The organism is Terrabacter sp. MAHUQ-38 (assembly GCF_014518425.1).
Classification (GTDB): Bacteria; Actinomycetota; Actinomycetes; order Actinomycetales; family Dermatophilaceae; genus Terrabacter.
The window spans coordinates 1402061-1426108 of record NZ_JACVCU010000001.1 but is presented as its reverse complement, the minus strand read 5'-3'; the positions used below and the strand labels follow the sequence as shown (position 1 = coordinate 1426108).

Genomic DNA, 24048 nt, shown 5'->3' with positions numbered 1-24048 from the left:
ACGGCAAGGTTATCGGTTCGAGACCCGTGCCCCGGACGCTGCCCGCTTCGCGCACCTGTCACCGTTGCGGCCGTCGGAGGCCGGTCTACCACTGACGTCGGTGCCGGATCGCTGACCGCTGCGTCAGGCCGCTGCACGGGCCATGGCCTGCTCGATGCGACGCGCCACCGCGGCAGGGTCACGCAGATCGGCCCAGGTGAGCCGCACGACCTCCCATCCGAGCGACCGTATGCGGTCCTCGCGCAGCTTCTCGGACCACACGTCCTTGGCCTCGGCATACTTCTGGCGCCCGTCGAACTCGACCAGGACCTGCGTGCCGGCGATGCGGAAGTCGGCCCGGTATCCCTGCCCGCCCGGCGTCCACTGCCCCGACCCGGGCACCGAGAACTGCGGCTCGAGGTCGTGCCCGAGCATCCGGAGCACGTATGCGGTCAGGGTCTCGCCGGGAGACTCGTGGCGGGCGTCGCACCATCCGACGGCGGTCCGGAGTGCGGCGATGCCCGTCCGGTTGGTCCGCACCGCGACGGCTGCCTCGAGGTCTGTCGGCGTCACGAGCCGACGCCGCAACGCCGCATCGGCTGGCACGAGGAGGTCGCGGTGGCCCGCCAGTCCCGTCTCCGCGAGGGCCACGGCCGCGTGCACGGTGCCGAGAGGGGTCGGGCCGAGGCCCGCCGGCTCGACGCCCGCTGCCGCGACGACGAGGTCGGGCTTGCGGTGCCGGTGCATCGCCGGGTCGAGCAGGACGAGCTGCACGCGACCGAGGTCGGGACGGTACGTCGGCAGACCGAGCCGGACGAGTGCGGAGACGCCCGTCGCCACGGCCGTGCCGGCATACTCCTGAAGCAGTGCCTCGACCCGGAGGCGGTGTCGGTGCAGGTCGCTCTCGACCGGGCCCACCGCGTACCAGCCCCTGTGGAGGCGCACCACGGTGCCGTCGGCCAGGTGCCGCCGCAGCTCGGCGCGGCTCAGGCCCAGCTGCCGGGCCCGTTCGGTCGAGAACACGCGCCGGGGCGCTACCAGGTCGAGGTCCATGAGCTGACCGTCCCGCGGGACGGTAGGCCCGCCCAGCCAGTGGTCGCGACCTGGGGACAGCGCCGACCGCGGGCGCGGGGATGTGGACAGCGCTCAGGACAGGTGTCAACGGAAAGGTCCGGGTGTCAGTGGTTGACCACTGACACCCGGACCTCCCGGTGACGGTTCAGAAGCCGAGCTCGCGGGCAGCCTCGGGGCTGGAGTCGCGGAGGAACTGTGCGCAACGCGCCTCCTCGTCGGTCTCGCCGATCGCCCGCGCGGCGCGGGCGAGCGCGGCGAGCGCCCGCAGGAACCCACGGTTCGGCTCGTGCGACCACGGCACCGGCCCCTGGCCGCGCCAGCCGGACTTGCGCAGCGAGTCGAGGGCGCGGTGGTAGCCGGTGCGGGCGTACGCGTACGCCTCGACGTCGCGGTCACCCTCGGCCAGCGCGTCCTCGGCGAGCACCGCCCACGCGAGCGAGCTCGCCGGGTGGGTGGAGGCGACTGTCACCGGGTCGACCCCGGAGTCGAGCTTCTCGGCGGCCGGGTCGACGGCGAGTCGCGTCTCCGGGATGCCGAGCAGGTTGCCGCTCACTGGTGCGTGCCCGCCGACCGCAGCGCCGTGCAGGCCTCGACGATGCGCGCGGCCATGCCGGCCTCGCCGGCCTTGCCCCACGCACGCGGGTCGTACTGCTTCTTGTTGCCGACCTCGCCGTCGACCTTGAGCACGCCCGCGTAGCCGGAGATCATCCAGTCCGCGATCGGCCGCGTGAACGCGTACTGCGTGTCGGTGTCGACGTTCATCTTGATGACGCCGAAGTCGACGGCCGCCGCGATCTCCTCGGGCAGCGAGCCCGAGCCGCCGTGGAAGACGAGGTCGAAGGGACGCGCGTCCTCGGACAGGCCGAGCTCCTTGGCCGCCGCCTTCTGGGCCTCGAGGAGCACCTCGGGGCGCAGCTTGACGTTGCCGGGCTTGTAGACGCCGTGGACGTTGCCGAAGGTGAGCGCCGTCAGGTAGCGGCCGTTCTCTCCGGCGCCGAGGGCCTGGACCGTCGCGATGGCGTCCTCGGGCGTCGAGTAGAGCTTGTCGTTGATCTCGTGGGCGACGCCGTCCTCCTCGCCGCCGACGACGCCGACCTCGATCTCGAGGACGACGTTGGCCTGCTTGGCGAGGTCGAGCAGCTCGCGCGCGATCGAGAGGTTCTCGTCGAGCGGCACGGCCGAGCCGTCCCACATGTGCGACTGGAACCACGGGTTGCCGCCGGCCTTGACGCGCTCGGTCGACGCGGCGAGGAGCGGGCGGACGAAGCCCTCGAGCTTGTCCTTGGGGCAGTGGTCGGTGTGCAGCGCGATGTTGACGGGGTAGTTCTTCGCCACCTCCTCGGCGTACGCCGCGAAGGCGAGCGAGCCGCTCACCATGTTCTTGACGGTCGGGCCGGAGAGGTACTCGGCGCCGCCGGTCGAGACCTGGATGATGCCGTCGGAGCCCGCGTCGGCGAACCCCTGCAGGGCCGCGTTGAGCGTCTGCGAGCTCGACACGTTGATGGCGGGGTACGCGAAGGAGCCAGCCTTCGCGCGGTCGAGCATGTCGGCATACACCTCGGGGGTGGCGATGGGCATTGCTACTCCTGCTGTTGAGTGATCTGGTTCACGATTCGCCGTGAATCCTGCCACGTATGCCGTCAGGAGCCCATGGGTGCCCACCCAGCGGTGAGCGCCCGCTCAGCCCCTCACCGGGCGTCAGGCGCGCGGGTCGAACACGTACGGCGTCGTCGTCGCGACGCGGTGCAGGCCGAGGCGGCGCAGGATCGGCTCGGAGTCGGGCGAGGCGTCGACGCGGACGTAGTCCTTGCCGCGCTCCAGCCCGAGCCGGGCACGGTGGAGCAACGTGGCCCGGTAGAGGCCCCTGCCGCGCCACCCGGGAAGGGTGGACCCGCCCCAGAGCCCGGTGAAACCGCTGGAGTCGTACTCACCACGCGCCGCGCAGAGCACCGGACCGTCGCGCGACTCCTCGACCACGACGACGTCCATCGACTCCGGGCGGGCGACGCAGTCCGGGTAGAGCGACTCGGTGACCCACGCCTGGTCCTGACCCCAGACGGTCTCGGACATCGTGCGCATCCGGGCGAAGTCGGCGAAGTCGTCGGCCGCGCGGACGACGACCCCGTCGGGCAGGTCGATGTCCTGGGCTGCGAGCGGCGCCGCCTCGCCGAGGATCAGCGCCTCGTCGTCCTGACGGACGAAGCCGGCCGCGACGAGCCGGTCGCCGAGGTCGGCGGGGCCGTCGTAGTCGTACGTCTTCCACTCGACGCGCTGGCCGCGGTCGGCGAAGAAGTCGCGGACCCGGGCGATCAGCCCGTCAGGGTCGGCGCCGAGACCGTCGGGACTCTCGACCATTGCGAAGTGGCCGACGGGGTCGACGTCGTACTGCTTGCGAACCGGGCCGTCGAGCTCGATGGGTCGCGCGGCGGTCCCGAGCGGCACGGGGGCGCGGGTCTGGTCGTGGAAGACGCGCAGCAGCTCCTCGGGGCCGAGGCTCGGCATGAGGTCGGAGGTTGCCGGTCCACCATCGCTCTGGAACGAACTGGGGTTCACAGGCACCAGCCAAGCATGGTCGAATCCGTCTCGTCATGCCCGTTTCCCCTCACCGCACCTCGTCCCGCGACCCCGGTCGGTCGCCGGGTGCCCTCAGCGAGCGTGCGGCCGCTGCGCTTGCCGATGCCCGGCCGGTGCCGTTCTGGACCGACCGCCCCGAGCGACCCGAGCCGCGTCCGCGCCTCACCGGGACCGCGGCCCGCACCGACCTGCTGGTCGTCGGCGGAGGGTTCACCGGGCTGTGGGCGGCCATCCAGGCCAAGGAGTCCGATCCGGCGCGCGACGTCGTCGTCATCGAGGCCGGGAGGCTCGCCGACGGGGCGTCCGGCCGCAACGGCGGGTTCCTGGCGCCGTCCCTGACGCACGGTCTCGCGCAGGGCGTGGCGTGCTGGCCCGGCGAGATGGGGACGCTCGACCGGCTCGCGGCGGAGAACTTCGCCGGCATCGAGAGGACGCTCACGGCATACGCCATCGACGCCGACTTCCACGTGCCTGGAGAGCTGACGCTTGCGCTGACCGAGCACCAGGTGCCGGCCGTGCGCGAGTCGTACGAGCTCCACCGCCGCCACGGGGTCGCGGTCGAGCTGCTCGACGCCGCCGGGTCGCAGGCCCGGGTCGGCTCGCCCCGCTACCTCGCCGGGATGTACGACCCGGAGGTTGCGCTGGTCGACCCGGCGCGGCTCGTCTGGGGCCTCGCCAGGGCGGCCGAGTCGCTCGGCGTCAGACTCCACGAGTACACGCGCGCAACGGGATTCGACTCCGACGGCGACGGCGTGCGGATCACGCTCGACAGTGGAGCGATTCACGCCAACCGCGTCGTCATCGGCACGAACGCCTCGCAGGGGGTGCTCCGCCGCTTCAACGCCTGGGTTCTCCCCGTCTACGACCACGTCCTCATGACCGAGCCGCTCACCCCCGCGCAGCTCGCCTCCGTCGGCTGGGAGGGGCGTGAGGGACTGACCGATGCCGGCAACCAGTTCCATTACTACAGAAGGACGCTCGACGACCGCGTGCTCTTCGGTGGCTACGACGCCAACTACCACTTCCCGGGTCGCATCGACCCCGGGCTCGAGCAGTCGGACGCCTCGCACGGGCTGCTGGCCGACCACTTCGTCGACATCTTCCCGCAGCTCGACGGCATCCGCTTCACGCACCGGTGGGCCGGCGTCATCGACACCACGTCGCGCTTCACGCCGGTCTTCGGCACGGCCCTCGGCGGCCGCATGGCGTATGCCGTCGGCTACACCGGGCTGGGCGTCGCCTCGACCCGCTTCGGGGCAGCGGTCGCGCTCGACCTCGTAGACGGGCGCGACACCGAGCTGACCCGTCTCGGGATGGTGCGCCGCAAGCCGATCCCCTTCCCACCAGAGCCGATTCGGTATGCCGCCGTGCGGGCCACGCGCTCGTCGCTGGCTGCCGAGGACCGCACCGGCCGCCGCAACCTGTGGCTCAAGACCCTCGACCGGATCGGGATCGGCTTCGACTCCTGACGAGCCGCGCCCTCAGAGGACGACGAGGTCGGTCGGCCTCGTGTTGAACCGCTCGACGCCGTCGGCGGTCACGGCCACGATGTCCTCGATGCGGGCGCCCCACCGGCCGGTTAGGTAGACCCCCGGCTCGATGCTGAAGGTCATGCCGGGCTCGACGGGCAGGTCGTTGCCCGCGACGATGTAGGGCTCCTCGTGGCCGTCGAGGCCGATGCCGTGCCCGGTGCGGTGGATGAAGTGCTCGGCGAGTCCCGACTCGGCCAGCACGTCCCGCGCGGCGCGGTCGATGGCCTCGCAGGTCACACCCGGGCGCACGGTGTCGACCGCGGCCTGCTGGGCCGCCTGAAGGGCGGCGTACGCCTCGGACACGTCGGGCTCTCGCGGGGACCCGACGGCATACGTCCGGGTGCTGTCGGAGCCGTAGCCCGAGGGCAGCGGGCCGCCGATGTCGACGACGACGACGTCGCCGTCCTGGATGACCCGGTCGCTGACGGAGTGGTGCGGGCTCGCGCCGTTGGGGCCGGACCCGACGATGACGAACTCCGCCACGGCGTGGCCCTCCTCGACGATCGCGGCCGCGATGTCGGCCGCGACCTCGGCCTCGGTACGACCGGCCCGGAGCCAGTCGCCGACGCGCGCGTGGACGCGGTCGATTGCCGCTCCGGCCGCGCGCAGCTCGGCGAGCTCGGTGGCGTCCTTGCGCATCCGCAGCTCGCGCAGCACCGGACCGGCGAGCTGCTGGTCCGCAGCCCCCGCGTCGCGCAGCCTGAGCAGGTGCAGTGCCGGCGTCATGTCGGAGACGGCGACACGCCCGTTCGGCACCCCGGCCAGCACCAGCGCGTACGGGTCCTCGCCGTCGACCCACGTGCGCACCTCGACCCCGAGGTCGCCGAGCGGCACGTGACCCAGGCCGGCGTACTCGAGCGCCGGCGAGACGAAGACGGGTGCGACCGCGTCGTCGGTCGGTACGACGAGGACGGTGAGCCGCTCGAAGGACGAGCCCGCCACCCCGGTGAGGTAGCGCAGGTCGGACCCCGGCGACACGACGGTCGCCGAGACACCGGCGTCCGACGCGTGGCGACGGAGCCGGTCCAGCCGGGAACGCATGGTCGGGACGTCGAGGGCGGAGGTGGTGACGGCCATGTGCCGACGGTACCGCCGCCGCTCCCGGGGCGAACCGGCTCCTCCTCCCGGCGGATCCGCCGGGCCGCGAGCCTGCCTAGGCTGGGCCGCATGTCCCGGGGTCGCACGCTGCTCGAACGCGTCGAGACGTGGGCGGGCGCCGACTCCGACTGGGAGCGGGTGCCCGCGGACCCGGCGCGCACCCGTCGGCTCGACACGTGGATCGCCGTCGGCTTCCTCGTGACCGGGTCGCTGGGCATCGAGCTCCTGCGCAGCATCGACTCGCTCGGCCAGCTGCAGGACTCGTGGGTCTGGCCCCACGTCGCGGTCGCGGTCGGCACTGTCCCGCTCGTCTGGCGACGACGGTGGCCGCTGCTCGTCGCGGCGGGGCTCTCCTTGCACCTGTTCGGCTTCGGCCTGGCCATGCCCGCCGTGGCGGTGTCGGTGCCCATGCAGGTCGTCTACTTCGTCGCCCTCTTCACCGGCGTCGCGTGGGCCCGCGACCGCCGGGCGATGGTGTGGGTCGTCGTCGGCGTCGTCCTGCTGATGTTCGGCTGGCTGACGTGGCAGTTCGCGGTCGGCAGCGGCGTCGAGGAGGCGATGAGCCACACCGACGAGCCGCTGGTCCGGCAGGGCCTCTTCAGCCCGGCCGCGGCCTACGTCGTCTACACGCTCACCATCAACCTCTTCTACTTCGGTGGCGCCATCCTCGGCGGCCAGGCCGCCCGGCGGGCCGCGCTCCAGCGCGACCGGCTCGCCGAGCAGGCCCGCACCATCGACGAGCAGGCCACGAGCCTGCAACGGCAGGCCGTCGTCGAGGAGCGGCTGCGCATCGCGCGCGAGCTGCACGACGTCGTCGCACACCACGTCTCGGTGATCGGCATCCAGGCCGCCGCTGCCCGGCGCGTGCTCCGACGGGACGCCGATGCGGCCGAGACGGCCCTGCGCTCGGTCGAGACGTCGTCACGTGAGGCCGTGACGCAGATGCGCGAGCTCCTCGGCACCCTGCGCACGGGCGAGGACGGGCCCACCACCGCGGGGCGCGCCCCGGAGCCCCGTCTGCTCGACGTGCCGGCGCTCGTCGAGCAGGTGGCCACCCGGGAGGTACGCGTCGTGTGCCGGGTCGTCGAGGACTCCCCGGGCGCCGTCGCGGAGGTCCCGGACGCCGTCGGGCTCTCGCTCTACCGAACCGTGCAGGAGGCCCTGTCCAACGTGCGCCGACACTCGACCGCCTCGACCGCTTCGGTGTTCGTCCGGGTCGATCGCCGTGGTGAGCCGGGTTTCGCGCACGGTTACGCCGAGGTCGAGGTGCTCGACGACGGCCGCCCACGCACGGGCACGTCCGGCACGGGGCTGGGCCTGCTCGGCATCCGCGAGCGCCTCGCCGCCCACGGAGGCGTCAGCGAGATCGGCCCGCGCATCACGGGCGGCTACCGGGTGCGCGTCCGGATGCCGCTCCCCGAGGACCTGTCGTGACCGCCGCCGGGGCCGGGCGGCCCACCCGCGTCCTGCTCGTCGACGACCACCGGCTCGTGCGTTCGGGCTTCTCGCTCATCCTTTCGGTGGAGGACGACCTCGAGGTCGTCGGCGAGGCCAGCGACGGCGAGGAGGCCGTGCTCCTGACCCGGGACCTGCGGCCCGACGTCGTCCTCATGGACGTGCAGATGCCGGTCATGGACGGCATCGAGGCGACCCGCCGCATCGTCGCGGACGGGCTGTCGAAGGTCGTCATCCTCACCACCTTCGACCGCGACGACTACGTCTTCGCCGGGCTCTCGGCCGGTGCGAGCGGCTTCCTGCTCAAGAACTCCGACGCCGAGCACCTCGTCGAGGCGGTGCGCACGGTGGCCGACGGCCACGCGCTGCTGGCACCGGAGGTGACCCGGCGCGTCATCGAGCAGATGACGTCGCGCGACGGCGCCGGAGCACGCGTCCGTCCACACCGGGACCATCGCCTCGAGGACCTCACGCCGCGCGAGCTCGAGGTCCTCGGGCTCGTCGGCCGCGGCCTGTCGAACGGTGAGGTCGCCGCGCGCCTCCACCTCGGCGAGGCCACGGTCAAGACGCACCTGTCCAACGTCTTCGCCAAGCTGCACCTGCGCGACCGCGTGCAGGCGGTCGTCCTCGCCTACGAGGCCGGCCTCATCCTCCCGGGGGAGGCCGAGGCTCACCCGCCGGGGTGATCCGTCGAGCGGCACGTCCGCCTAGCGTTGGCGTCATGAGCGACAACGGGGAACGACTCACCACGCCACGGCCCACGGCCGCCATCGAGCTGCGCCACCTCACACGGACGTTCGGCGACATCAGGGCCGTCGACGACGTCAGCTTCACCGTCCCGGCGGGCCGGCTCACCGGCTTCGTCGGCGGCAACGGTGCGGGCAAGACCACGACGATGCGGATGCTCATGGGGGTCCTGTCCCCCACCGCCGGGGAGGTCATCTGGGACGGCCGGCCGATCACACGGCTCGACCGCCGCCGCTTCGGCTACATGCCGGAGGAGCGCGGCCTCTACCCGAAGCAGCCGGTGCTCGACCAGCTGGTCTACCTCGGTCGGCTCCGCGGGCTCGGCGCCTCGGCGGCGCGGGCCTCGGTGACCACCCACCTCGAGCGGCTCGGCCTCGCCGAGCGCGCCAAGGACCACGTCGAGAAGCTCTCGCTGGGCAACCAGCAACGGGTCCAGATCATCGCCGCGCTCATGGGCCGACCACGCGCGCTCGTGCTCGACGAGCCGTTCAGCGGGCTCGACCCGGCAGCCGTCGACAGCATGGCCGACCTGCTGCGCGAACACACCTCGGCCGGCGTCCCGGTGCTCTTCTCGTCCCACCAGCTCGACCTCGTCGAGCGGCTCTGCGAGCGTCTCGTCGTGCTGGCCGGAGGTCGCGTCGTCGCGGCCGGATCACCGGAGGACCTCCGCGCGCACTCGGTCACGCGGCACCGCCTCGTCCTGTCCGGCGACGCGGGCTGGGTCCGTGGCGTTCCCGGCATCCACGCCGTCGACGTCGAGGGCCGGAGCGCACTGCTCGAGGTCGTCGACCACGGTGCCGAGCGCGGGCTGCTCGAGGAGGCGTTGCGCCGCGGCGAGGTCCACGAGTTCTCCCCACAGCGGCCGAGCCTGGCCCAGATCTACCGCGAGGTGACCGCATGACCACCACCCAGCAGCGACCCCTCGACGACACGGCCGCCGACGCCGACGCGTTCGATGACGCCGGTCGCCCGTGGGCCGTGGTGGCCTCGCGCGAGGTCGTCGTGCGCCTCACCAACCGCGCCTTCCTCGTCTCGACGCTCATCACGGTGCTCTTCATCGCCGGGTTCAGCGCGTTCTCGGTGTGGGAGAGCGGCCGCACGACGACGTACACCGTGGCCGTCCAGGGGCCCGACGGCAGGCAGCTCGTCGAGCGCGCCGCAGCTGCGGTCACGGAGTCGGACGACAAGGTCGCCATCGTGTCCACGCAAGTGCCGGGCGAGGCAGCGGCGCGTGCCCTCGTCGACGCCGGCGACGCCGACGCGTGGCTCCACGAGGGCGCGTCGGGCTGGACGCTGACGTCGGCCGACGACCCCGACCTCGTGCTGCGGACCGCCGTCGAGGGCGCCCTGCGCAGCACTGCCCTCGAGCGCAACGCCGCGGCGGCGGGCACCACGGTCGAGGTGGTCGAGCAGGGGACCACCCTGACCGCCAACCGGTTCGACGGGCGGCTCGGGCACACCGGCTTCGTCAAGGCCGCCACGTTCGCGTTCGCGCTGCTGTTCTTCATGGCGGCGATGATGTTCGGTCAGCAGATCGCGGCGAGCGTCGTCGAGGAGAAGCAGTCACGGCTCGTCGAGATCATCGCGACCGCGATCCCGCTGCGGCAGCTGCTCGCCGGCAAGGTCGTCGGCAACTCCGTCATCGCCCTCGGCCAGGTCGTCCTCTTCGCCGCGGTCGGCCTGGTCGCGGTGTCGTTCACGGAATTTTCCACGCTCTTGCCGAGCCTGTCGACCGCCGTCGTGTGGTTCGTGCTGTTCTTCACCGTCGGGTTCTTCGCGCTCGCCTGCCTCTACGCCGTCGCGGGCGCGCTCGCCTCCCGCACCGAGGACCTCCAGTCGACGACGGCCCCCATGACGACCGTGCTCATGTTCGTCTACGTCGCGAGCTTCGGCCTCACCGGCACGGCGCTCAAGGTCGCGTCGTTCGTGCCGATCGCGTCGGTCGTGTCCATGCCGGGCCGCATCCTCTCCGGCGACGCAGCCTGGTGGGAGCCGGTGCTCTCGCTCGTCGTGATGGCGGCGTTCTCGGCCGCGACGGTCGTGCTCGGCGAGCGGATCTACCGCCGGTCGCTCATGCAGACGCGCGGGCGCGTGTCGTGGAGGCAGGCGCTCACCGCGCCGGAGTGACCATGGACGCCCGTTGCTCGCCCTCCACCGTGACGCGGCGGTAGGGCGAGCACCAGAGCACGAGCGCCGAGACCGCGAGCCCCACGACGCCGGCCAGGATCGCGCTGCGGTCGCCCCACGTGGCCGCCGCCCAGCCACCGAGTGGTGCCGCGACGGCGATCGAGCCCCAGTTGAACGACCGAATCGTCGCGTTCATGCGCCCGCGCAGCCGGTCGGGCGTCACGAGGTTGCGGTAGCTCATCTCGAGCGGGCCCTTGAGCCCCAGGCCGAGACCGAAGACCGCGTTGGCGACGAGGGGCCACACGACGGCATACGGCCCCGGCTGTGCGAGCAGGAGCAGGGCGTATGCCGCGGGGCTGACCCACTCCGTCGCCGTGATCACCCGGCCGGTGCCGAAGCGGACCCCCAGCCGTGGGGCGAGGCCCGCGCCGAGGACGCCCGTGACGCCGGCCGCGGCGAGGACGAGTCCGACGGCGAGCGCGTCGAGCTGCAGCTCCGTCGTGGCGTAGTGGACGAGCACCGTCGTCACGACCGCGTTGGCGATGAACCACAGGTGCAGCGACACGGCGTACGGGCCCAGCGTCGCGTGGCGGTAGACCCAGCGGGCCCCCTCGCGCAGCTCGGTCCAGAGGTGGCGGTCACGCTCATGACCGGTCGACTCCGGGCGGCGCTCCTCGACCCGGACGGTCGTGAGCACCAGCGCCGACACGGCATACGACGCGGCGTCGACGAGGATCGCCACCGGTGCGGACAGCAGGCGCACGAGGGCCCCGCCGACGAGAGGGCCGATTGACTGCGTCGCCGCATACGTCTGGGAGAGACGGGCATTCGCGGAGGGCAGCGACGGCGCCGGGACGATCGTCGGCAGCAGCGACAGGTGGGCGGCGCTGAAGAACATCGACGCCGACCCGACGACGAAGACGAGCCCGGCGAGCACCGGCACCGTGAGGTGTCCGGTCAACGCGAGCAGACCCACCGCCGCCAGGAGTGCCGCGCACAGCACGTCGGCAGCGATGAGCAAGGGACGACGCCGGACCCGGTCGACGACGACGCCCGCGAGGAGGCCGAAGAGCAGGTACGGCAGCCACTGCGCGGCACGCACGACACCGAGCGCCACCTGGTCGGCATGGAGCGTCTCGATGAGGAGCAGCTGGAGGGCGAGGGTCGAGACGAAGGTGCCGAGGTTCGACACGGCGTCGGCGACCCAGAAACGGACGAATGCCGCATTCCAGGATGTGCCCCTGACCTCACCCGTCATGCCCTTGGCCCTCCTTACGCGATGCCGACCCATCCTTGACGACTGCTTGCCGAGTCCTGACCAACGCCACGACATCGCCCGGCCCCGCCCAACCTACGGTTTCGAGCAGTCACCCCGCCGAACCGGTGACCCGAACCCCCTGAGGAGCACCATCCATGCAGCTCACAAAGCTCCGGACCCTGTCCGTCGCCCTCGCCGCCACCTTCGCCGCGGGCCTGGCCGCCACAAGCGCCAGCGCCGCCCCGGTCGAGGGTGACGTGCCGACGTTCCAGGAGTTCGCCGCTACCACCTTCCAGGACGTCGACGGGCAGTACATCGTCAACGGTGACGAGCCCGAGGGCAGCAAGGGCGGCCTGCGTCAGTTCTACGACATCATGGTCACCGGCCCGCGCCACGTCGACGCCGAGTCGCTCATCATCAACCAGGTGAGCGGCCGCGACGACAGCTGGAGCCAGGCCGCCGTCGGCAACCTGACCTACTGCGTCAGCACGAAGTTCGGTGCTGACTACAGCCGCGTCGTGTCCGCGATGGCTGACGGCGCCGGCCAGTGGGAGGCGGCCTCGTCGGCCATCGACTTCATCCACGTGTCGACGCAGGACGGAAGCTGCAACACCCGCAACAGCTCGGTCGTCTTCTCCGTCGAGCCGACCAAGACGACGCAGTACATCGCCCGTGCGTTCTTCCCGAGCACGTCGAAGTCGGGCCGCAACGTCCTCGTCAACGCGAAGTCTCTCTACAGCGCCGGCTCGTGGACGCCGTCCAACATCATGGCGCACGAGCTCGGCCACACCCTCGGCTTCCGCCACGAGCACACGCGCCCCGAGGCAGGCACGTGCTTCGAGGACAACAACTGGCGTCCGCTGACGCCGTACGACTCGGCGTCGATCATGCACTACCCGCAGTGCAACGGCACGTCCGATGACCTGTCGATGACCGCCTCGGACCGCGCCGGCGTCCAGGCCGTCTACGGCAACTGAGCGTGATCAGCCACTCCCTCTGATCGCGGTGAGCGGGCCCCGATTGCCGGATGCGTCGGGGCCTGCTCCATGCCCGCCTCCCTGCCCGCCTCTCTGCCCGCCTCCCTGCCAGCTGCCGTATGCCGTCAGGCCGGCTGCGGTGCCCGGGTGCCGCTTGGCACGGGCTGGGGCGGCGGCGGACCGACGTAGCGGGCCGCAGGCCGGATGATCTTCGGGTCTCTGCTCTGCTCGAGGACGTTGGCGGTCCAGCCGACGACGCGGGCCACGCAGAAGGTCGGCGTGAACATCGACGGGTCGAGACCTGCGAGCTTCATGACGACTCCGGCGTAGAACTCGACGTTGGCGTGCAGCTCGCGCCCGGGCTTGAGCTCGGCCAGCGCCTTCTCGATCGCGTCCTCGACACCGGTGGCGAGGTCGACGAGCGGGTCGTCCCATCGGCGGGCGACCGCCTTGAGCATCTCGGACCGCGGGTCGCGCGTGCGGTAGACGGCGTGGCCGAACCCCATGATCCGGTCGCCGGCCTCGATGCGGCCACGCACCCACGGCTCGGCCCGTTCGAGCGTGCCGATCTCGTCGAGCGACTCGAGCGCCCGGCTCGGTGCCCCGCCGTGCTTGGGGCCGGAGAAGGACCCGATGGCACCGACGAGGCACGCGGCGAGGTCGGCGCCGGTGCTCGCGATGACGCGGGCCGTGAACGTCGAGGCGTTGAAGCCGTGGTCCATCGTCGCGACGAGGTACTGCTCGACGGCTCGGGCATCGCGTGCCGAGGGCAGCTCCCCGGTGACCATGCGCAGGTAGTCCTCGGCGTGACGCAGGCCCGGGTCGGCGGCGATCGGCTCGAGCCCCCGGTGGAGGCGGTGGGCCGCGGCGAGCACCGTCGGTGTGACCGCGACCGCCGCCATGGCCGCGGCGCGCGCCTCGGCCGCGTCGGAGTCGTACAGCGGCCGGATGCCGCAGACGCCGCCCCACGCGGACAGCGCCGTGCGCAGCACCTGGAGCGAGTCGGTCGTCGTCGCGCAGATGGCGGGAAGCAGGTCGGCGAGCGCGCGAGGCATCACCCTGAGCCGGCCCACCTCGGTGGTGAAGGCGGCGAGCTCGTCGTCGCTGGGCAGGTGGCCGTGGAAGAGCAGGTGCCAGACCTGCTCGAAGCCCACCTTCTCGGCCAGCTCGACGGCTGAGTACTGCCGGTAGTGGAAGAAGCCCTCGTCGCCTCGGACGTCGCCGAGCTCGGTGTCGGTGACGACGACCTTGGCCAGGCCCCTGGGGACATTGACGAAGCCCGTGCCGGACGTGCCGGTGGTGCCGTTCGTGCCGGCGGGGCTCGGGTCTGCGGGGTGGGTGGACATGTGTGCTCCTCTCGGGTTCACTCGTCACTGTCCGATAGGTTGATCAACATCGTCAATGTTGATCCAGTCAACGTCGACCTGATCAGGACGGAGGCGGGATGACGCCCACCGAGGGCGCGTGGATCACCACGACCGAGGCTGCGCAACGCCTCGGGGTCAAGCGGGCGACGCTCTACGCGTATGTCAGCCGTGGGCTCCTGCGGAGCGAACGGCGTCCCGGCCAGCAGGAGAGCCTCTTCGACCGCGCGCAGGTCGATGCGATGGCGTCGGCGACCCACGCACCGGGTGGGCCCCAGCCGCTACTGCGCTTCCGGAGCATCGCCACCTCTGTCAGCAGCCAGGCCGACGGCCAGCTGTTCTTCCGGGGGGTGCCGCTCTCCGAGGTCGTCACGCTTGGATCGCTCGACCAAGCAGCGGGTGTCGTGCTGGGTTCACTTGGCGCGAAAGCCGTTCCGGCCGTCCCTTCGCCTTCTGGAGTGGACCTCACGGCGCTTCCGCTCGAGCGCCGTGTGCCGATCGCGGTCCAGCTGCTAGCCGCCGCGGACCCGTTCGCCTCCGACACGGACCCCGTGCGCGTGCGGGACTCCACGCTGCCGACGCTACGTGCCGCCGTGGGCCTCGTCGCGGGACGACCGGTGCCCTCCACCCGCGCCCCGATCGACCTCGCGGCGCTCACCTTGGCCGCGCTGGGCGGCGATCCGGGGTCGAGGGCCGACGTCGCCGTGCTCCGCGTCCTGCTCGTCGCGCTGCTCGACCACGGGCTCACCGCCTCGACGGTCGCGGCCAGGGTGGCCGCCTCGACCCGTGCCGGCCTGCACGACTGCCTCTGCGCCGCTTACGCCGCCATGGCCGGGCCGCTCCACGGCGCGGCGCCCATCGCCGCACACGGCCTGCTCGTCGAGGGCGTCGACCCCACCGTGCTCGTGGCGCGCTCCCTGCGCGAGCGCGCAGTGGTGGCCGGATTCGGGCACTTCCTGTACTCGGACGGCGACCCACGCGCCGACGTGGTCCTGGACGCCCTGTGGCGACGGCGAGGCACGACCCTGCTTCGCCGCCGGGTCGAGGCGCTGGCCGCACTCGTCGCCGACCGCACGGGCGCGCTGCCCAACATCGACCTCGCCAGCGCCGCGGTGCTGCACGCCCTGCGCCTGCCCGCCGAGTCGGGCGAGGTCGTCTTCCAGGTGGCCCGCTCGGTCGGGGTCGCCGCGCACGTCGTCGAGGAGTACGCCGAGGAGCCGTTGCGCTGGCGCGGCCGCGACCCCCGTACGTGACATGTCCTGCAGCCCGCACTTCAGACGTGCTGGTCGAAGACGTGACGGCGCACCCACGCGTGCATCGCGACAGCCGCCGCCGCTCCCGCGTTGATCGACCGGGTCGAACCGAACTGCTCGATGTGCAGCACCGCCTCGCACTCGGCCCGCATCGGCTCCGAGAGCCCCGGCCCCTCCTGGCCGAATACGAGCACGCACCGCCGCGGCAGGTCATACGTCTCGATCGGCACCGACCCCGGCAGGTTGTCGACCCCGACGAGCGCCAGCCCCTCGGCCCGGGCCCACGCGGCGAGCGCGGCGGCGTCCGGGTGGTGGTGTTCGTGCTGGTAGCGGTCGGTCACCATCGCGCCGCGGCGGTTCCAGCGCCGCTTGCCGACGATGTGGAACGCCCGAGCGCCCATCGCGTTCGCCGTGCGGATGACCGAGCCGATGTTGAAGTCGTGGCCCCAGTTCTCGACTGCGACGTGGAAGTCGTGCCGCTTCTCGTCGAGGTCGGCGACGATCGCGTCGTGCCGCCAGTAGCGGTACGCGTCGACGACGTTGCGCCGGTCACCGTGCGCCAGCAGGTCGGGGTCGTAGTGCTCGCCCTCGGGCCACGGACCCTCCCACGGCCCGACGCCGATCTCGGTGTCGCTGCTCATGAGACGAGACGCGAGAGGAACTGGCGAGTGCGTGGCTCGCGCGGCGACCCGAGCACCTCGGACGGCGGACCCTGCTCGAGCACGCGGCCGCCGTCGAGGAAGCAGACCGTGTCGGCGACGTTGCGCGCGAACCCCATCTCGTGGGTGGACAGGATCATCGTCATCCCCTCCTCCCGGAGGTCGCGCAGCAGGTCCAGCACCTCGCCGACGAGCTCGGGATCGAGGGCGCTCGTCACCTCGTCGAGCAGCAGCAGCTGCGGCGAGTTGACCATGGCCCGGGCGATGGCGACCCGCTGCTGCTGCCCACCGGAGAGGTCGTCGGGCCGTGCCCGCGCCCTGTCCGCGAGGCCGACCCGCTCGAGCATCGCCAGGGCACGACTCTCCGCCTCCGCCCGTGGGACCTTGTGAACGCGCCGCGGGGCGAGGGTCACGTTGTCGAGCACCGTGAGGTGCGGGAAGAGGTTGTAGGCCTGGAAGACGATGCCCATGCGGGCGCGCACCTCGTCGGCGTCGACGCGTGGGTCGGTGATGTCGCGACCGGCGAGCGTGATGACACCGTCGTCGACCTGCTCGAGGAGGTTGACGCACCGCAGCAGCGTCGACTTGCCGGAGCCGGACGCGCCGATGAGCACCACACACTCGCCCGGCTGCACGTCGAGGTGGACGTCGTCGAGCACGACGGCGTCGCCGAAGCTCTTGCGTAGGCCACGCACCGACAGCAGGGGCGCCTCGTGCGCCGGCCGGGGGGTCACAGCGGACCCCCGGCCCCGTGCCAGCCCTGCTTGCGCGCGACGTGGTCGGTCAGCCGCGCCATCGGGATCGTCAGGCAGAGGAAGAGGACGCCGGCGACGACGTACGGCGTGTAGTTGAAGTCGCTCGCCGTCTCGATCTGGGCCGCGCGGATCGCGTCGGTCGCACCGAGCACTGCGATGAGGCCCGAGTCCTTCTGCAGCGAGACGAAGTCGTTCATGAGCGGTGGCGTCACGCGACGCACCGCCTGCGGCAGCACCACGTGACGCAGCGTCTGCCCGTTGGAGAGGCCCAGCGCCCGCGACGCCGCACGCTGCGACGGGTGCACCGACTCGATGCCCGCCCGGAAGACCTCGGCGACGTAGGCCGAGTAGGACAGGACGATGGCGACGGCGCCCCAGAAGGCGAGCTCTGTGGGCACGTTGGCCAGGCGGAGTGCCGGCACCCCGAGGCCGAGCAGCAGCAGCAGGAGGAGCAGCGGCAGCCCGCGGAACAGGTCGACGTAGACGGTCGAGAGCAGGCGCAGCGGGAAGAAGATGGGGCCCCGCAGGGTGCGCATGATCGCGAGCGTCAGTCCGAGCGCGAGGATCGAGACGCCGCAGATCAGCATGAGGCGGATGTTGAGCCACAGGCCCTTCAGCACGGCCGGGAACGAGTGGACCGCCTTGTCCCAGCTGAAGAAGGTCTCCTGGACGCGGGGCCAGCCCTCCGAGTGCGTGATGAGCCAGGCGAGGATGCCGAGCACGACGACCGTGCTGACGGCGGAGACCGCTGCGGACCGGGCCGTCCGCGAGCGTCGGTAGGCCCGGCGCTCGAGCTCGACGGGCGACGGGGCCCACGCGCCCGACGGCATACCGGCTGGTGTCGTCACTTCAGCTCGGGCGCGCCCGCGTTGGCGAGGTACTGCTGCTGCAGCTTCTCGAGGGTGCCGTCGGTGCGCAGCGCGTCGACGGCCTTGGTGACGCACGGCGTCAGGGCCGACCCCTTGTCGAGGACGGCACCGAACTGCTCCGGCGTGCCCGCTGCCGGCAGCTGGCCGACGATGACGCCGTCGTCGAGCTGGGCGGCGGTCATGTAGAATGCCGTCGGCACGTCCACGACGATGCCGTCGATCTGCTTGTTCTTCAGGGCCTGGACGGCAATGTCGTTGGTGTCGAAGACTTTCGGGTCGTTGGTCGGCTGGATCTGGTCCTGGACGGCCTTGAGCGACGTCGTGCCGACCTGCGCGCCGAGGTCGGCGCCCTTGAGGTCCGCGACGGTCGTCCTCCCGTCGATCGGGCTGCCCTTGTAGGAGACGACGGCCTGACGCACGTCGTAGTAGCCGGAGCTGAAGTCGACGGCCTTCTTGCGGTCCTCGGAGATCGAGATCTGGTTGACGTCGAAGTCGAAGCTCTTCGGCGCGGGGGAGATCGCGGTGTTGAACGGCACGACAGTCCACGTCACGTCGGTCTTCGCGAAACCCATCTTCTCCGCGATGGCGTAGGCGACGGCCGACTCGTAGCCCTTGCCATTGCTCGGGTCGTCGCCGCTGAACCACGGCTCGTAGGCCGGCTTGTCGGTGCCGACGGTGAGCTTGCCGGCGGTGACGAGCTTCAGGGAGTCCTTGGCACACGCGTCGGCGCCCGCCGTTCCGGTGCTGGCTCCGCCGGAGGACTGCGGGGTCGAGGAGCCGCAGGCGGCGAGCGCGGCGGCGCAGATCGCGGCGGCGAGCGCGGCTGCGAGACGGGGACGGGGCATGACGGGCTCCTCGGACGGGCGACGGTTCGACGCGCCGAGTCTACGAGCGCGGGGTGGGCCCTCCGACGAGGTCCGCGATGCGGTCGCGGCCCGGCCCTCCGCGCCTTGCGGCGCTCCCGGCCGGGTTCAGGAGGAGGGCGGACCGACCACCGTCGCGACCGACCTCCTCCTTCGCTCCCAAGCCCATCGTGATCCGGCCCCGCGCACGGGCGGAAGGGACGACACGTCATCGATACGGCTTCGAGACCGGTCCGAGACCCACACGGCGTGGACAGCGGGGACCCAGGTGGCCGCGGCCACACGGCATACCCTGTGACGCATGCACGCACTCGCAGCCGCTGTCGCTCCGGCCCTGGGCCCCAAGTGGATGGACCCGGAGTACCTCCTCCAGCAGTACGGCGGGGCATTCTTCTGGATCGCCCTCTGCATCGTCTTCATCGAGTGCGGGCTGCTCTTCCCGATCCTGCCGGGTGACTCGCTGCTCTTCGCCGTGGGACTGTTCATCGCCACCGGCCAGGTGCACGTCAACCTCGGCGTCGCGATCATCGCCCTGTGCGCCGCGGCCTTCCTCGGCAACGTCGTCGGCTACGAGATCGGCCGCGCCATCGGGACACCGCTCTACGAACGCGACGGGCGGGTGCTCAAGAAGAGGTACTTCGACCAGACGACCGCGTTCTTCGACAAGCACGGCAACAAGGCGCTCGTCATCGGCCGCTTCGTGCCGATCGTGCGCACCTTCATCACCGTCGTCGCCGGTGTGAGCCGCATGGACCGGCGGCGCTTCTTCACGTGGAGCGCCGTGGGCGCCGTCCTGTGGGCAGCCGGCCTGACGCTCGTCGGCTACTTCCTCGGCAAGTCGTTCCCGGGCCTCGCCGACAAGCTCGAGATCGCCATCGTGCTCATCGTCGCCGTGTCGGTGCTGCCGATGGTCTACGAGTACCTCAAGCACCGCCGCGAGGCGAGGGCCATCGCGGCCGAGGTGGGCGAGGCCGCGGGCGATCTCGCCGACCGTTCGACGGACGGCGACCGCACGCCCTGACCGCCCGGCGACTGTCTCGCGCGATGCCCTGACGCCGCCGCTGCACCGGAGCACACTGGTGGTCACCGACGATGGGAGACGCCATGGACACGACGCTCGCGCACCCGCGGACCGGTGCGACCGACCTCGCCGCGCTCTACCGGCGCAGCGTGGAGTGGTGGATGGCCCAGGTTGCGGCCGTCACCGACGAGCAGTGGGGGCTGCCCACCCCGTGCACCGAGTGGAGCGTGCGCGACCTGGTCAACCATGTCGTCGGCGAGGACCTCTGGACGTCGCCGCTCATGGACGGTCGGACCATCGCCGAGGTCGGTGACCGTCTCGACGGCGACCTGCTCGGCGAGCACCCGCGCAGCGCGGCCTCGTCGGCTGCCGCCGAGGCGCTGGCCACCGTCGAGCGCGCCCTGCCGTCGCACGGCACGGTGCAGCTGTCCTACGGCGAGGAGTCGATGGACGAGTACGTGCGCCAGCTGATGGCCGACCACCTGGTCCACGGGTGGGACCTCGCCGTCGCGACCGGCCGCGAGCGCGCGCTGGATGCCGAGCTGCTCACCGAGGTGGGCGCGTGGTTCGACGCGACGGAGGAGGCGTACCGCTCGGGTGGTGCGATCGCTGCGCGGACACGCCTGACCGGCGACCCGCAGGACGACCTGCTCGCACGCTTCGGGCGCGACGCGGCATGGGGACCGGCGCACGCGGGCTTCGCCGGCTTCAACGCCGCGTTCGGGCGCGGCGACGTCGACGCCATCATGGCCTGCATGACCGAGGACTGCGTCTTCGAGTCGACCGGACCGGCACCCGACGGCGAGCGCCACGAGGGCGCCGCAGCCGTACGGGCCGTGTGGGAGCAGCTCTTCGGTCAGACGCCGGACCCGCGGTTCAGCGAGGAGGAGTCCTTCGTCACGGGTGACCGTGCCGTCCTGCGGTGGCGCTTCGACTGGGGCGGCGAGTCGCCGGGGCACGTACGCGGTGTCGACGTCATGCGCCTGCGTGACGGTCTGGTCTGCGAGAAGTTCTCCTACGTCAAGGGGTGAGGGCTCACCAGTCGAGGCCGCCCTTGAACCGTGTCTGCCCGTCGTCGGTGAGCTGGCGCAGGTGTCCCGACGCGATGGTGTAGAGCCAGATCTCGCTCCACGCGTCCTCGTCGCCACGCGTGAACGCGAGCATCCCGCCGTCGCGCGAGAACACCGCACCGAAGTCGGTCAGCGTGGCCGGCGTCGGGCCCGGCACGGGCGTGATCACACCGGTGGCGACGGTGAGGATCCCGACGCGCGAAGCCGATCCGTCGGCCCACGTCGAGAGGGCGATGCGGTCGGCGGTGGGCGACCACGAGGGCGCCGAGGCGCGCGTCGCGGCCGGGGTGACGTACGTGAACGCCGACCGGGCGACGGGCGCTCCACCGGCCCGCACGGCCCCGACGGCGGCGGCCGGCACGACGGCGACCGACGAGCGCTCGGTCGGTGAGAGCTCGACGACGCCCATCGCCAGGCCCGCGGTCGGGTGCCACGACAGCGTGCCGATGTCTCCTCCGGTTCCCACGTCGGTGATGCGGGTGACGGCACTCGTGGCGATGTCGACGCAGAAGACGTCGGTGCGGGCGTCGTCGGTGCCGCCGTCGACGATGCCGAGGTAGAGCAGGGTCGAGGCGTCGAGCCACTCCGGGCTGTGGCCCGGGCCGAGGGTGTGCGTCACGGCCCCGGTGGCCGCGTCGATGACGGCGAGGTGCGAGTCGGGGTCCGCGTCGCTCGCGGTGTGGATCGCCAGCGATCCGCGCGACGGCGACCACGCCGGGTCACGGTCGCTCTTGAACGCCGGCGACGAACGGTCGTCGGTGACCCGGCGGACCAGACCAGACCACGCAGAGACCCGGAAGATGTCCTCCTGGCTCGTGGTCTCCCCGTCGACCGGCCCGGGGTCAGGGACGGCGTAGGAGAAGTACGCGATGTCACGGAACAGCCACGGCGGCAGCTTGATCGGGACCTTGATCGGGATCTTGCCCGGCAGGTGCGGGAGGTGCGGGACCAGCGGACCGAGGACCGGGATCCGCTCGAGGGGAAGGCGGCTCGCGATCTCGTCGCGACCGGGAACGGAGAAGCGCTTCGCCATGACTGTCCCCTGCTCGGACGGGTCAGGCCTGGGGGGTGCCCGAGTCGGTCGTCGGATCTGGCTGGGCGCCGCCGGGCGCCTGGGCCTGCGGTAGTGCGCCCGGCGCGGCTCCGGGCTGGGTCGAGGGACCTCCGAGGGCGCCGGGCTGCGTCGACGCGGAGACGCCGGGCGGCGGGGTCGCGCCGCCGACGCCCTGCCCGCCGAACGAGACGCTGGGCACGATGGCCTCGGTCGCCGGGGTCTCGAAGTACTCGGCGCGCTTCACGCCGGCGATGTTGGCGACGATGTTCGACGGCACGCTCTCGACCTTGGTGTTGAGGTCGCGCACGAGCGCGTTGTAGTAGCGGCGCGAGCTCGCGATGCGGTCCTCGGTGCTCGTCAGCTCGGACTGCAGGGCGAGGAAGTTCTGGTTGGCCTTGAGGTCGGGGTACGCCTCGGCGACGGCAAGGAGACGACCGAGTGCCTGGCTCAGCTGGCCCTCGGCCTGCGCGGCGGCGGCGGGCGTGGCCGCGCCGGACATCGCGGCGGACCGGGCCTGCATGACCTCCTCGAGCGTGCCGCGCTCGTGGGCGGCGTACCCCTTGACCGTCTCGACGAGGTTGGGGATGAGGTCGTGGCGTCGCTTCAGCTCGACGTCGATCTGGCGCCAGCCCTCCTCGACCTTGTTGCGCAGGCCGATGAGCCCGTTGTACATGACGACGCCCACGACGGCGAGGAGCACGACGAGGCCGAGCAGGATCCAGACGATGAGCATGGGGTTCTCCCGAGATCAGGGCGGTCAGTGTGCCGATCCTAGTGCTGCACCGTCGGTGCACCGTCGTAGCGTGACGGTATGAGGACTCTGCGGTTCACGGCCGATCTCTGGCGGTGGGAGGCGCAGTCCGGCTGGTTCTTCGTGACCGTCGACCCGGACGCGTCGGCGCGCATCCGGGAGGTCCCGCGCCCACCGCGCGGCTTCGGCTCGGTCCGGGTGCGAGCCACCGTCGGCGCGACGACCTGGATGACGTCCGTCTTCCCCGACTCGACGCGCGGCGCCTACGTGCTTCCGGTCAAGAAGGCGGTCCGCCGGGCCGAGGGCCTCGACGAGGGCGACCCCGCCGAGTTCGCCCTCGAGCTGCTCGAGTGAGCAGCCCCGCCCGCAACCGCGTGAGCCCCCTCGGCGACGTGGTCGCGGCGACCGGCCGCGGTGAGCTCATGGGCAACCGCGGCCGCCTGCACGACGGTGACGGCACGCGCGACGTGCGCCGGCACCACGTCGGCCGCGCGTGGATCACGTGCGTACTCGAGTTCCGTGGCCGCCGCGCCGCACAGTGGGACGCCGGCCACTACACACCGCTCTTCTTCCTCGACGAGCCGGTCGCGCTCGCGGCCGGCCACCGCCCCTGCGCCGAGTGCCGGCGTGCGGACTTCACCCGCTTCCGTGACCTCGTCGCGGCGGCCCACGGCGTCGACCACCTGTCGGCGCCCGGGCTCGACCGGTGCCTGCACGAGGAGCGCTGGGACCCGGCCCGGCGCACCCGCCGGCTGCACGCGTACGCGTGGGGCGGCCTCCCGGACGGCACGTACGTGCTGCTCGACACCGGGCCTGCCGTCGTGACCCCCGACGGCCTTCTGCCGTGGCGTCCCGACAACACGTATGCCGTGTCGCCCCTGCCGACGCCGACGCGCGGCACGGCGACCGTGATCACACCGCCGTCGTCGGTCGAGGCCCTGCGCCGCGGCTTCGACGCGCCCGTCGGACGCCTCGCTGCGGGTGCTCAGGCGAGCCCGAGCTCCTCGAGCGAGTAGACGTAGCGGTACTCGACGCCCTCGGCGGCGATCTTCTCGCCGGCCCCGGTGGCGCGATCGGCGATCGTCGCGACGGCGACGGGCGTGGCCCCGTCCTCGCGCACGGCGTGGACGGCCTCGAGCGGGGAGGCGCCGGTCGTCGTCGTGTCCTCCACGACGAGGACCTGGCGGCCGGCGATCGACGGGCCCTCGATGCGCTGCTGTAGCCCGTGCGCCTTGCCGGCCTTGCGCACGACGAAGGCGTCGAGGCGCTCACCGGCGGCCGCGGCCGCGTGCAGCATGGAGGTCGCGACCGGGTCGGCGCCGAGCGTGAGGCCACCGACGGCGGCATACTCCAGGTCCTTGGTCAGGTCGCGCATGACGACCCCGACGAGCGGCGCGGCCTCACCGTCGAGGGAGATGCGGCGCAGGTCGACGTAGTAGTCGGCCTCCTTGCCGGAGCTCAGGGTCACGCGACCGTGCACGATCGCCCTCTCCTTGATGATCTCGAGCAGGCGGGCACGGGCGGCGGCGATGTCAGTAGCGGTCACGAGGCTCCATCGTAGAGCGCCT

25 protein-coding genes are annotated in these 24048 nt (G+C 72.1%); 11 read left to right on the top strand and 14 right to left on the bottom strand.

Translation table 11 applies throughout. The features are described from left to right. Nucleotides 1–123: 123 nt before the first annotated feature. The 4 genes from H9I49_RS06580 to H9I49_RS06565 form a co-directional block, all read right to left on the bottom strand. Complete coding sequence (locus H9I49_RS06580) at nt 124–1032, bottom strand: type IV toxin-antitoxin system AbiEi family antitoxin domain-containing protein (protein ID WP_188029454.1); 909 nt, start codon at nt 1030–1032, stop codon at nt 124–126. Between the two features lie 166 nt (nt 1033–1198). Next, nucleotides 1199–1606, bottom strand: coding sequence for a DUF3151 domain-containing protein (locus H9I49_RS06575; protein WP_188029453.1), 408 nt, complete (start codon nt 1604–1606; stop codon nt 1199–1201). After that, nucleotides 1603–2631 (bottom strand): class II fructose-bisphosphate aldolase, encoded by a 1029-nt coding sequence (gene fbaA / locus H9I49_RS06570; protein ID WP_188029452.1) that lies wholly within the window; start codon nt 2629–2631, stop codon nt 1603–1605. Before fbaA ends, H9I49_RS06575 begins: the two co-directional genes overlap by 4 nt. A gap of 120 nt (nt 2632–2751) precedes the next feature. Continuing rightward, entirely contained in the window at nt 2752–3612 is an 861-nt protein-coding gene (locus tag H9I49_RS06565; RefSeq protein ID WP_223128267.1) for a GNAT family N-acetyltransferase, read from the bottom strand. A 29-nt stretch (nt 3613–3641) separates the two neighbouring features. On the opposite strand from H9I49_RS06565, the gene H9I49_RS06560 reads away from it, so the two are divergent. Then, on the top strand, nt 3642–5096 hold the full coding sequence (locus H9I49_RS06560; protein WP_188029451.1) for an FAD-binding oxidoreductase: 1455 nt from the start codon (nt 3642–3644) through the stop codon (nt 5094–5096). Between the two features lie 12 nt (nt 5097–5108). On the opposite strand, the gene H9I49_RS06555 is transcribed toward H9I49_RS06560, so the two are convergent. Continuing rightward, on the bottom strand, nt 5109–6236 hold the full coding sequence (locus H9I49_RS06555; RefSeq protein ID WP_188029450.1) for a Xaa-Pro peptidase family protein: 1128 nt from the start codon (nt 6234–6236) through the stop codon (nt 5109–5111). Between the two features lie 90 nt (nt 6237–6326). On the opposite strand from H9I49_RS06555, the gene H9I49_RS06550 reads away from it, so the two are divergent. The 4 genes from H9I49_RS06550 to H9I49_RS06535 are packed head-to-tail and all read left to right on the top strand — an operon-like array spanning nt 6327 to nt 10586. Beyond that, nucleotides 6327–7691 (top strand): sensor histidine kinase, encoded by a 1365-nt coding sequence (locus tag H9I49_RS06550; protein ID WP_188029449.1) that lies wholly within the window; start codon nt 6327–6329, stop codon nt 7689–7691. Further along, complete coding sequence (locus tag H9I49_RS06545) at nt 7688–8398, top strand: response regulator transcription factor (RefSeq protein ID WP_188029448.1); 711 nt, start codon at nt 7688–7690, stop codon at nt 8396–8398. Before H9I49_RS06550 ends, H9I49_RS06545 begins: the two co-directional genes overlap by 4 nt. A 35-nt stretch (nt 8399–8433) precedes the next feature. After that, a complete protein-coding gene (locus H9I49_RS06540) occupies nt 8434–9360 on the top strand; it encodes an ABC transporter ATP-binding protein (RefSeq protein WP_188029447.1) in 927 nt (308 codons plus the stop codon). Beyond that, nucleotides 9357–10586, top strand: a complete 1230-nt coding sequence (locus H9I49_RS06535) for an ABC transporter permease (RefSeq protein ID WP_188029446.1) — start codon at nt 9357–9359, stop codon at nt 10584–10586. Before H9I49_RS06540 ends, H9I49_RS06535 begins: the two co-directional genes overlap by 4 nt. Here H9I49_RS06535 and H9I49_RS06530 read toward each other — a convergent pair. Then, entirely contained in the window at nt 10570–11844 is a 1275-nt protein-coding gene (locus tag H9I49_RS06530; protein ID WP_188029445.1) for an MFS transporter, read from the bottom strand. The two genes, H9I49_RS06535 and H9I49_RS06530, sit on opposite strands and share 17 nt — an antisense overlap. Nucleotides 11845–11999: 155 nt before the next feature. On the opposite strand from H9I49_RS06530, the gene H9I49_RS06525 reads away from it, so the two are divergent. Beyond that, nucleotides 12000–12821 (top strand): M57 family metalloprotease, encoded by an 822-nt coding sequence (locus tag H9I49_RS06525; RefSeq protein ID WP_188029444.1) that lies wholly within the window; start codon nt 12000–12002, stop codon nt 12819–12821. A 125-nt stretch (nt 12822–12946) separates the two neighbouring features. On the opposite strand, the gene H9I49_RS06520 is transcribed toward H9I49_RS06525, so the two are convergent. Continuing rightward, entirely contained in the window at nt 12947–14167 is a 1221-nt protein-coding gene (locus H9I49_RS06520) for a citrate synthase (protein ID WP_188029443.1), read from the bottom strand. Between the two features lie 98 nt (nt 14168–14265). On the opposite strand from H9I49_RS06520, the gene H9I49_RS06515 reads away from it, so the two are divergent. Continuing rightward, the gene (locus H9I49_RS06515) at nt 14266–15438 is read left to right on the top strand and encodes a citrate synthase (protein ID WP_188029442.1); all 1173 of its coding nucleotides are present in this window, start codon (nt 14266–14268) and stop codon (nt 15436–15438) included. Nucleotides 15439–15458: 20 nt separating this feature from the next. On the opposite strand, the gene H9I49_RS06510 is transcribed toward H9I49_RS06515, so the two are convergent. From H9I49_RS06510 to H9I49_RS06495, 4 genes are read right to left on the bottom strand one after another with little or no spacing between them, the layout of a single operon-like run. Next, the gene (locus H9I49_RS06510; protein ID WP_188029441.1) at nt 15459–16079 is read right to left on the bottom strand and encodes a TrmH family RNA methyltransferase; all 621 of its coding nucleotides are present in this window, start codon (nt 16077–16079) and stop codon (nt 15459–15461) included. After that, the gene (locus H9I49_RS06505) at nt 16076–16831 is read right to left on the bottom strand and encodes an amino acid ABC transporter ATP-binding protein (RefSeq protein WP_188029440.1); all 756 of its coding nucleotides are present in this window, start codon (nt 16829–16831) and stop codon (nt 16076–16078) included. Before H9I49_RS06505 ends, H9I49_RS06510 begins: the two co-directional genes overlap by 4 nt. Continuing rightward, entirely contained in the window at nt 16828–17700 is an 873-nt protein-coding gene (locus tag H9I49_RS06500; protein WP_370587454.1) for an amino acid ABC transporter permease, read from the bottom strand. The genes H9I49_RS06505 and H9I49_RS06500 overlap by 4 nt, the downstream gene beginning before the upstream one ends. Next, nucleotides 17697–18566, bottom strand: coding sequence for an ABC transporter substrate-binding protein (locus tag H9I49_RS06495; RefSeq protein WP_188029439.1), 870 nt, complete (start codon nt 18564–18566; stop codon nt 17697–17699). The genes H9I49_RS06500 and H9I49_RS06495 overlap by 4 nt, the downstream gene beginning before the upstream one ends. Nucleotides 18567–18885: 319 nt before the next feature. Here H9I49_RS06495 and H9I49_RS06490 point away from each other — a divergent pair, with 319 nt between their 5' ends. Both H9I49_RS06490 and H9I49_RS06485 read left to right on the top strand, forming a co-directional pair. After that, nucleotides 18886–19605, top strand: a complete 720-nt coding sequence (locus tag H9I49_RS06490; RefSeq protein ID WP_188029438.1) for a DedA family protein — start codon at nt 18886–18888, stop codon at nt 19603–19605. Between the two features lie 83 nt (nt 19606–19688). Continuing rightward, nucleotides 19689–20636: a TIGR03086 family metal-binding protein gene (locus tag H9I49_RS06485; RefSeq protein WP_188029437.1), complete on the top strand. Its 948-nt coding sequence runs from the start codon at nt 19689–19691 to the stop codon at nt 20634–20636. 4 nt (nt 20637–20640) lie between these two features. Here H9I49_RS06485 and H9I49_RS06480 read toward each other — a convergent pair whose 3' ends face one another. Together H9I49_RS06480 and H9I49_RS06475 are read right to left on the bottom strand one after the other, a co-directional pair. Further along, nucleotides 20641–21708, bottom strand: coding sequence for a hypothetical protein (locus H9I49_RS06480; protein ID WP_188029436.1), 1068 nt, complete (start codon nt 21706–21708; stop codon nt 20641–20643). A 22-nt stretch (nt 21709–21730) separates the two neighbouring features. Next, nucleotides 21731–22462, bottom strand: a complete 732-nt coding sequence (locus H9I49_RS06475) for a LemA family protein (protein WP_188029435.1) — start codon at nt 22460–22462, stop codon at nt 21731–21733. Nucleotides 22463–22540: 78 nt separating this feature from the next. Between H9I49_RS06475 and H9I49_RS06470 the strand changes: the two genes are divergently transcribed. Together H9I49_RS06470 and H9I49_RS06465 are read left to right on the top strand one after the other, a co-directional pair. Beyond that, nucleotides 22541–22834, top strand: coding sequence for a DUF1905 domain-containing protein (locus tag H9I49_RS06470; RefSeq protein ID WP_188029434.1), 294 nt, complete (start codon nt 22541–22543; stop codon nt 22832–22834). Next, a complete protein-coding gene (locus tag H9I49_RS06465) occupies nt 22831–23496 on the top strand; it encodes a hypothetical protein (RefSeq protein WP_188029433.1) in 666 nt (221 codons plus the stop codon). Before H9I49_RS06470 ends, H9I49_RS06465 begins: the two co-directional genes overlap by 4 nt. Here H9I49_RS06465 and pyrE read toward each other — a convergent pair. Further along, nucleotides 23466–24026: an orotate phosphoribosyltransferase gene (gene pyrE / locus H9I49_RS06460; RefSeq protein ID WP_188029432.1), complete on the bottom strand. Its 561-nt coding sequence runs from the start codon at nt 24024–24026 to the stop codon at nt 23466–23468. The two genes, H9I49_RS06465 and pyrE, sit on opposite strands and share 31 nt — an antisense overlap. Between the last annotated feature and the right edge of the window lie 22 nt (nt 24027–24048).

Bases quoted from the DNA above. Each gene is read 5' to 3' on its own strand.
- H9I49_RS06475 (WP_188029435.1), bottom strand. From the start codon at position 22,462: ATGCTCATCGTCTGGATCCTGCTCGGCCTCGTCGTGCTCCTCGCCGTC.
- H9I49_RS06510 (WP_188029441.1), bottom strand. From the start codon at position 16,079: ATGAGCAGCGACACCGAGATCGGCGTCGGGCCGTGGGAGGGTCCGTGG.
- H9I49_RS06495 (WP_188029439.1), bottom strand. From the start codon at position 18,566: ATGCCCCGTCCCCGTCTCGCAGCCGCGCTCGCCGCCGCGATCTGCGCC.
- H9I49_RS06555 (WP_188029450.1), bottom strand. From the start codon at position 6,236: ATGGCCGTCACCACCTCCGCCCTCGACGTCCCGACCATGCGTTCCCGG.
- H9I49_RS06580 (WP_188029454.1), bottom strand. From the start codon at position 1,032: ATGGACCTCGACCTGGTAGCGCCCCGGCGCGTGTTCTCGACCGAACGG.
- H9I49_RS06485 (WP_188029437.1), top strand. From the start codon at position 19,689: ATGGACACGACGCTCGCGCACCCGCGGACCGGTGCGACCGACCTCGCC.
- H9I49_RS06520 (WP_188029443.1), bottom strand. From the start codon at position 14,167: ATGTCCACCCACCCCGCAGACCCGAGCCCCGCCGGCACGAACGGCACC.
- H9I49_RS06470 (WP_188029434.1), top strand. From the start codon at position 22,541: ATGAGGACTCTGCGGTTCACGGCCGATCTCTGGCGGTGGGAGGCGCAG.
- H9I49_RS06480 (WP_188029436.1), bottom strand. From the start codon at position 21,708: ATGGCGAAGCGCTTCTCCGTTCCCGGTCGCGACGAGATCGCGAGCCGC.
- H9I49_RS06530 (WP_188029445.1), bottom strand. From the start codon at position 11,844: ATGACGGGTGAGGTCAGGGGCACATCCTGGAATGCGGCATTCGTCCGT.
- H9I49_RS06515 (WP_188029442.1), top strand. From the start codon at position 14,266: ATGACGCCCACCGAGGGCGCGTGGATCACCACGACCGAGGCTGCGCAA.
- H9I49_RS06535 (WP_188029446.1), top strand. From the start codon at position 9,357: ATGACCACCACCCAGCAGCGACCCCTCGACGACACGGCCGCCGACGCC.
- H9I49_RS06525 (WP_188029444.1), top strand. From the start codon at position 12,000: ATGCAGCTCACAAAGCTCCGGACCCTGTCCGTCGCCCTCGCCGCCACC.
- H9I49_RS06490 (WP_188029438.1), top strand. From the start codon at position 18,886: ATGCACGCACTCGCAGCCGCTGTCGCTCCGGCCCTGGGCCCCAAGTGG.
- fbaA (WP_188029452.1), bottom strand. From the start codon at position 2,631: ATGCCCATCGCCACCCCCGAGGTGTATGCCGACATGCTCGACCGCGCG.
- H9I49_RS06540 (WP_188029447.1), top strand. From the start codon at position 8,434: ATGAGCGACAACGGGGAACGACTCACCACGCCACGGCCCACGGCCGCC.
- H9I49_RS06560 (WP_188029451.1), top strand. From the start codon at position 3,642: ATGCCCGTTTCCCCTCACCGCACCTCGTCCCGCGACCCCGGTCGGTCG.
- H9I49_RS06550 (WP_188029449.1), top strand. From the start codon at position 6,327: ATGTCCCGGGGTCGCACGCTGCTCGAACGCGTCGAGACGTGGGCGGGC.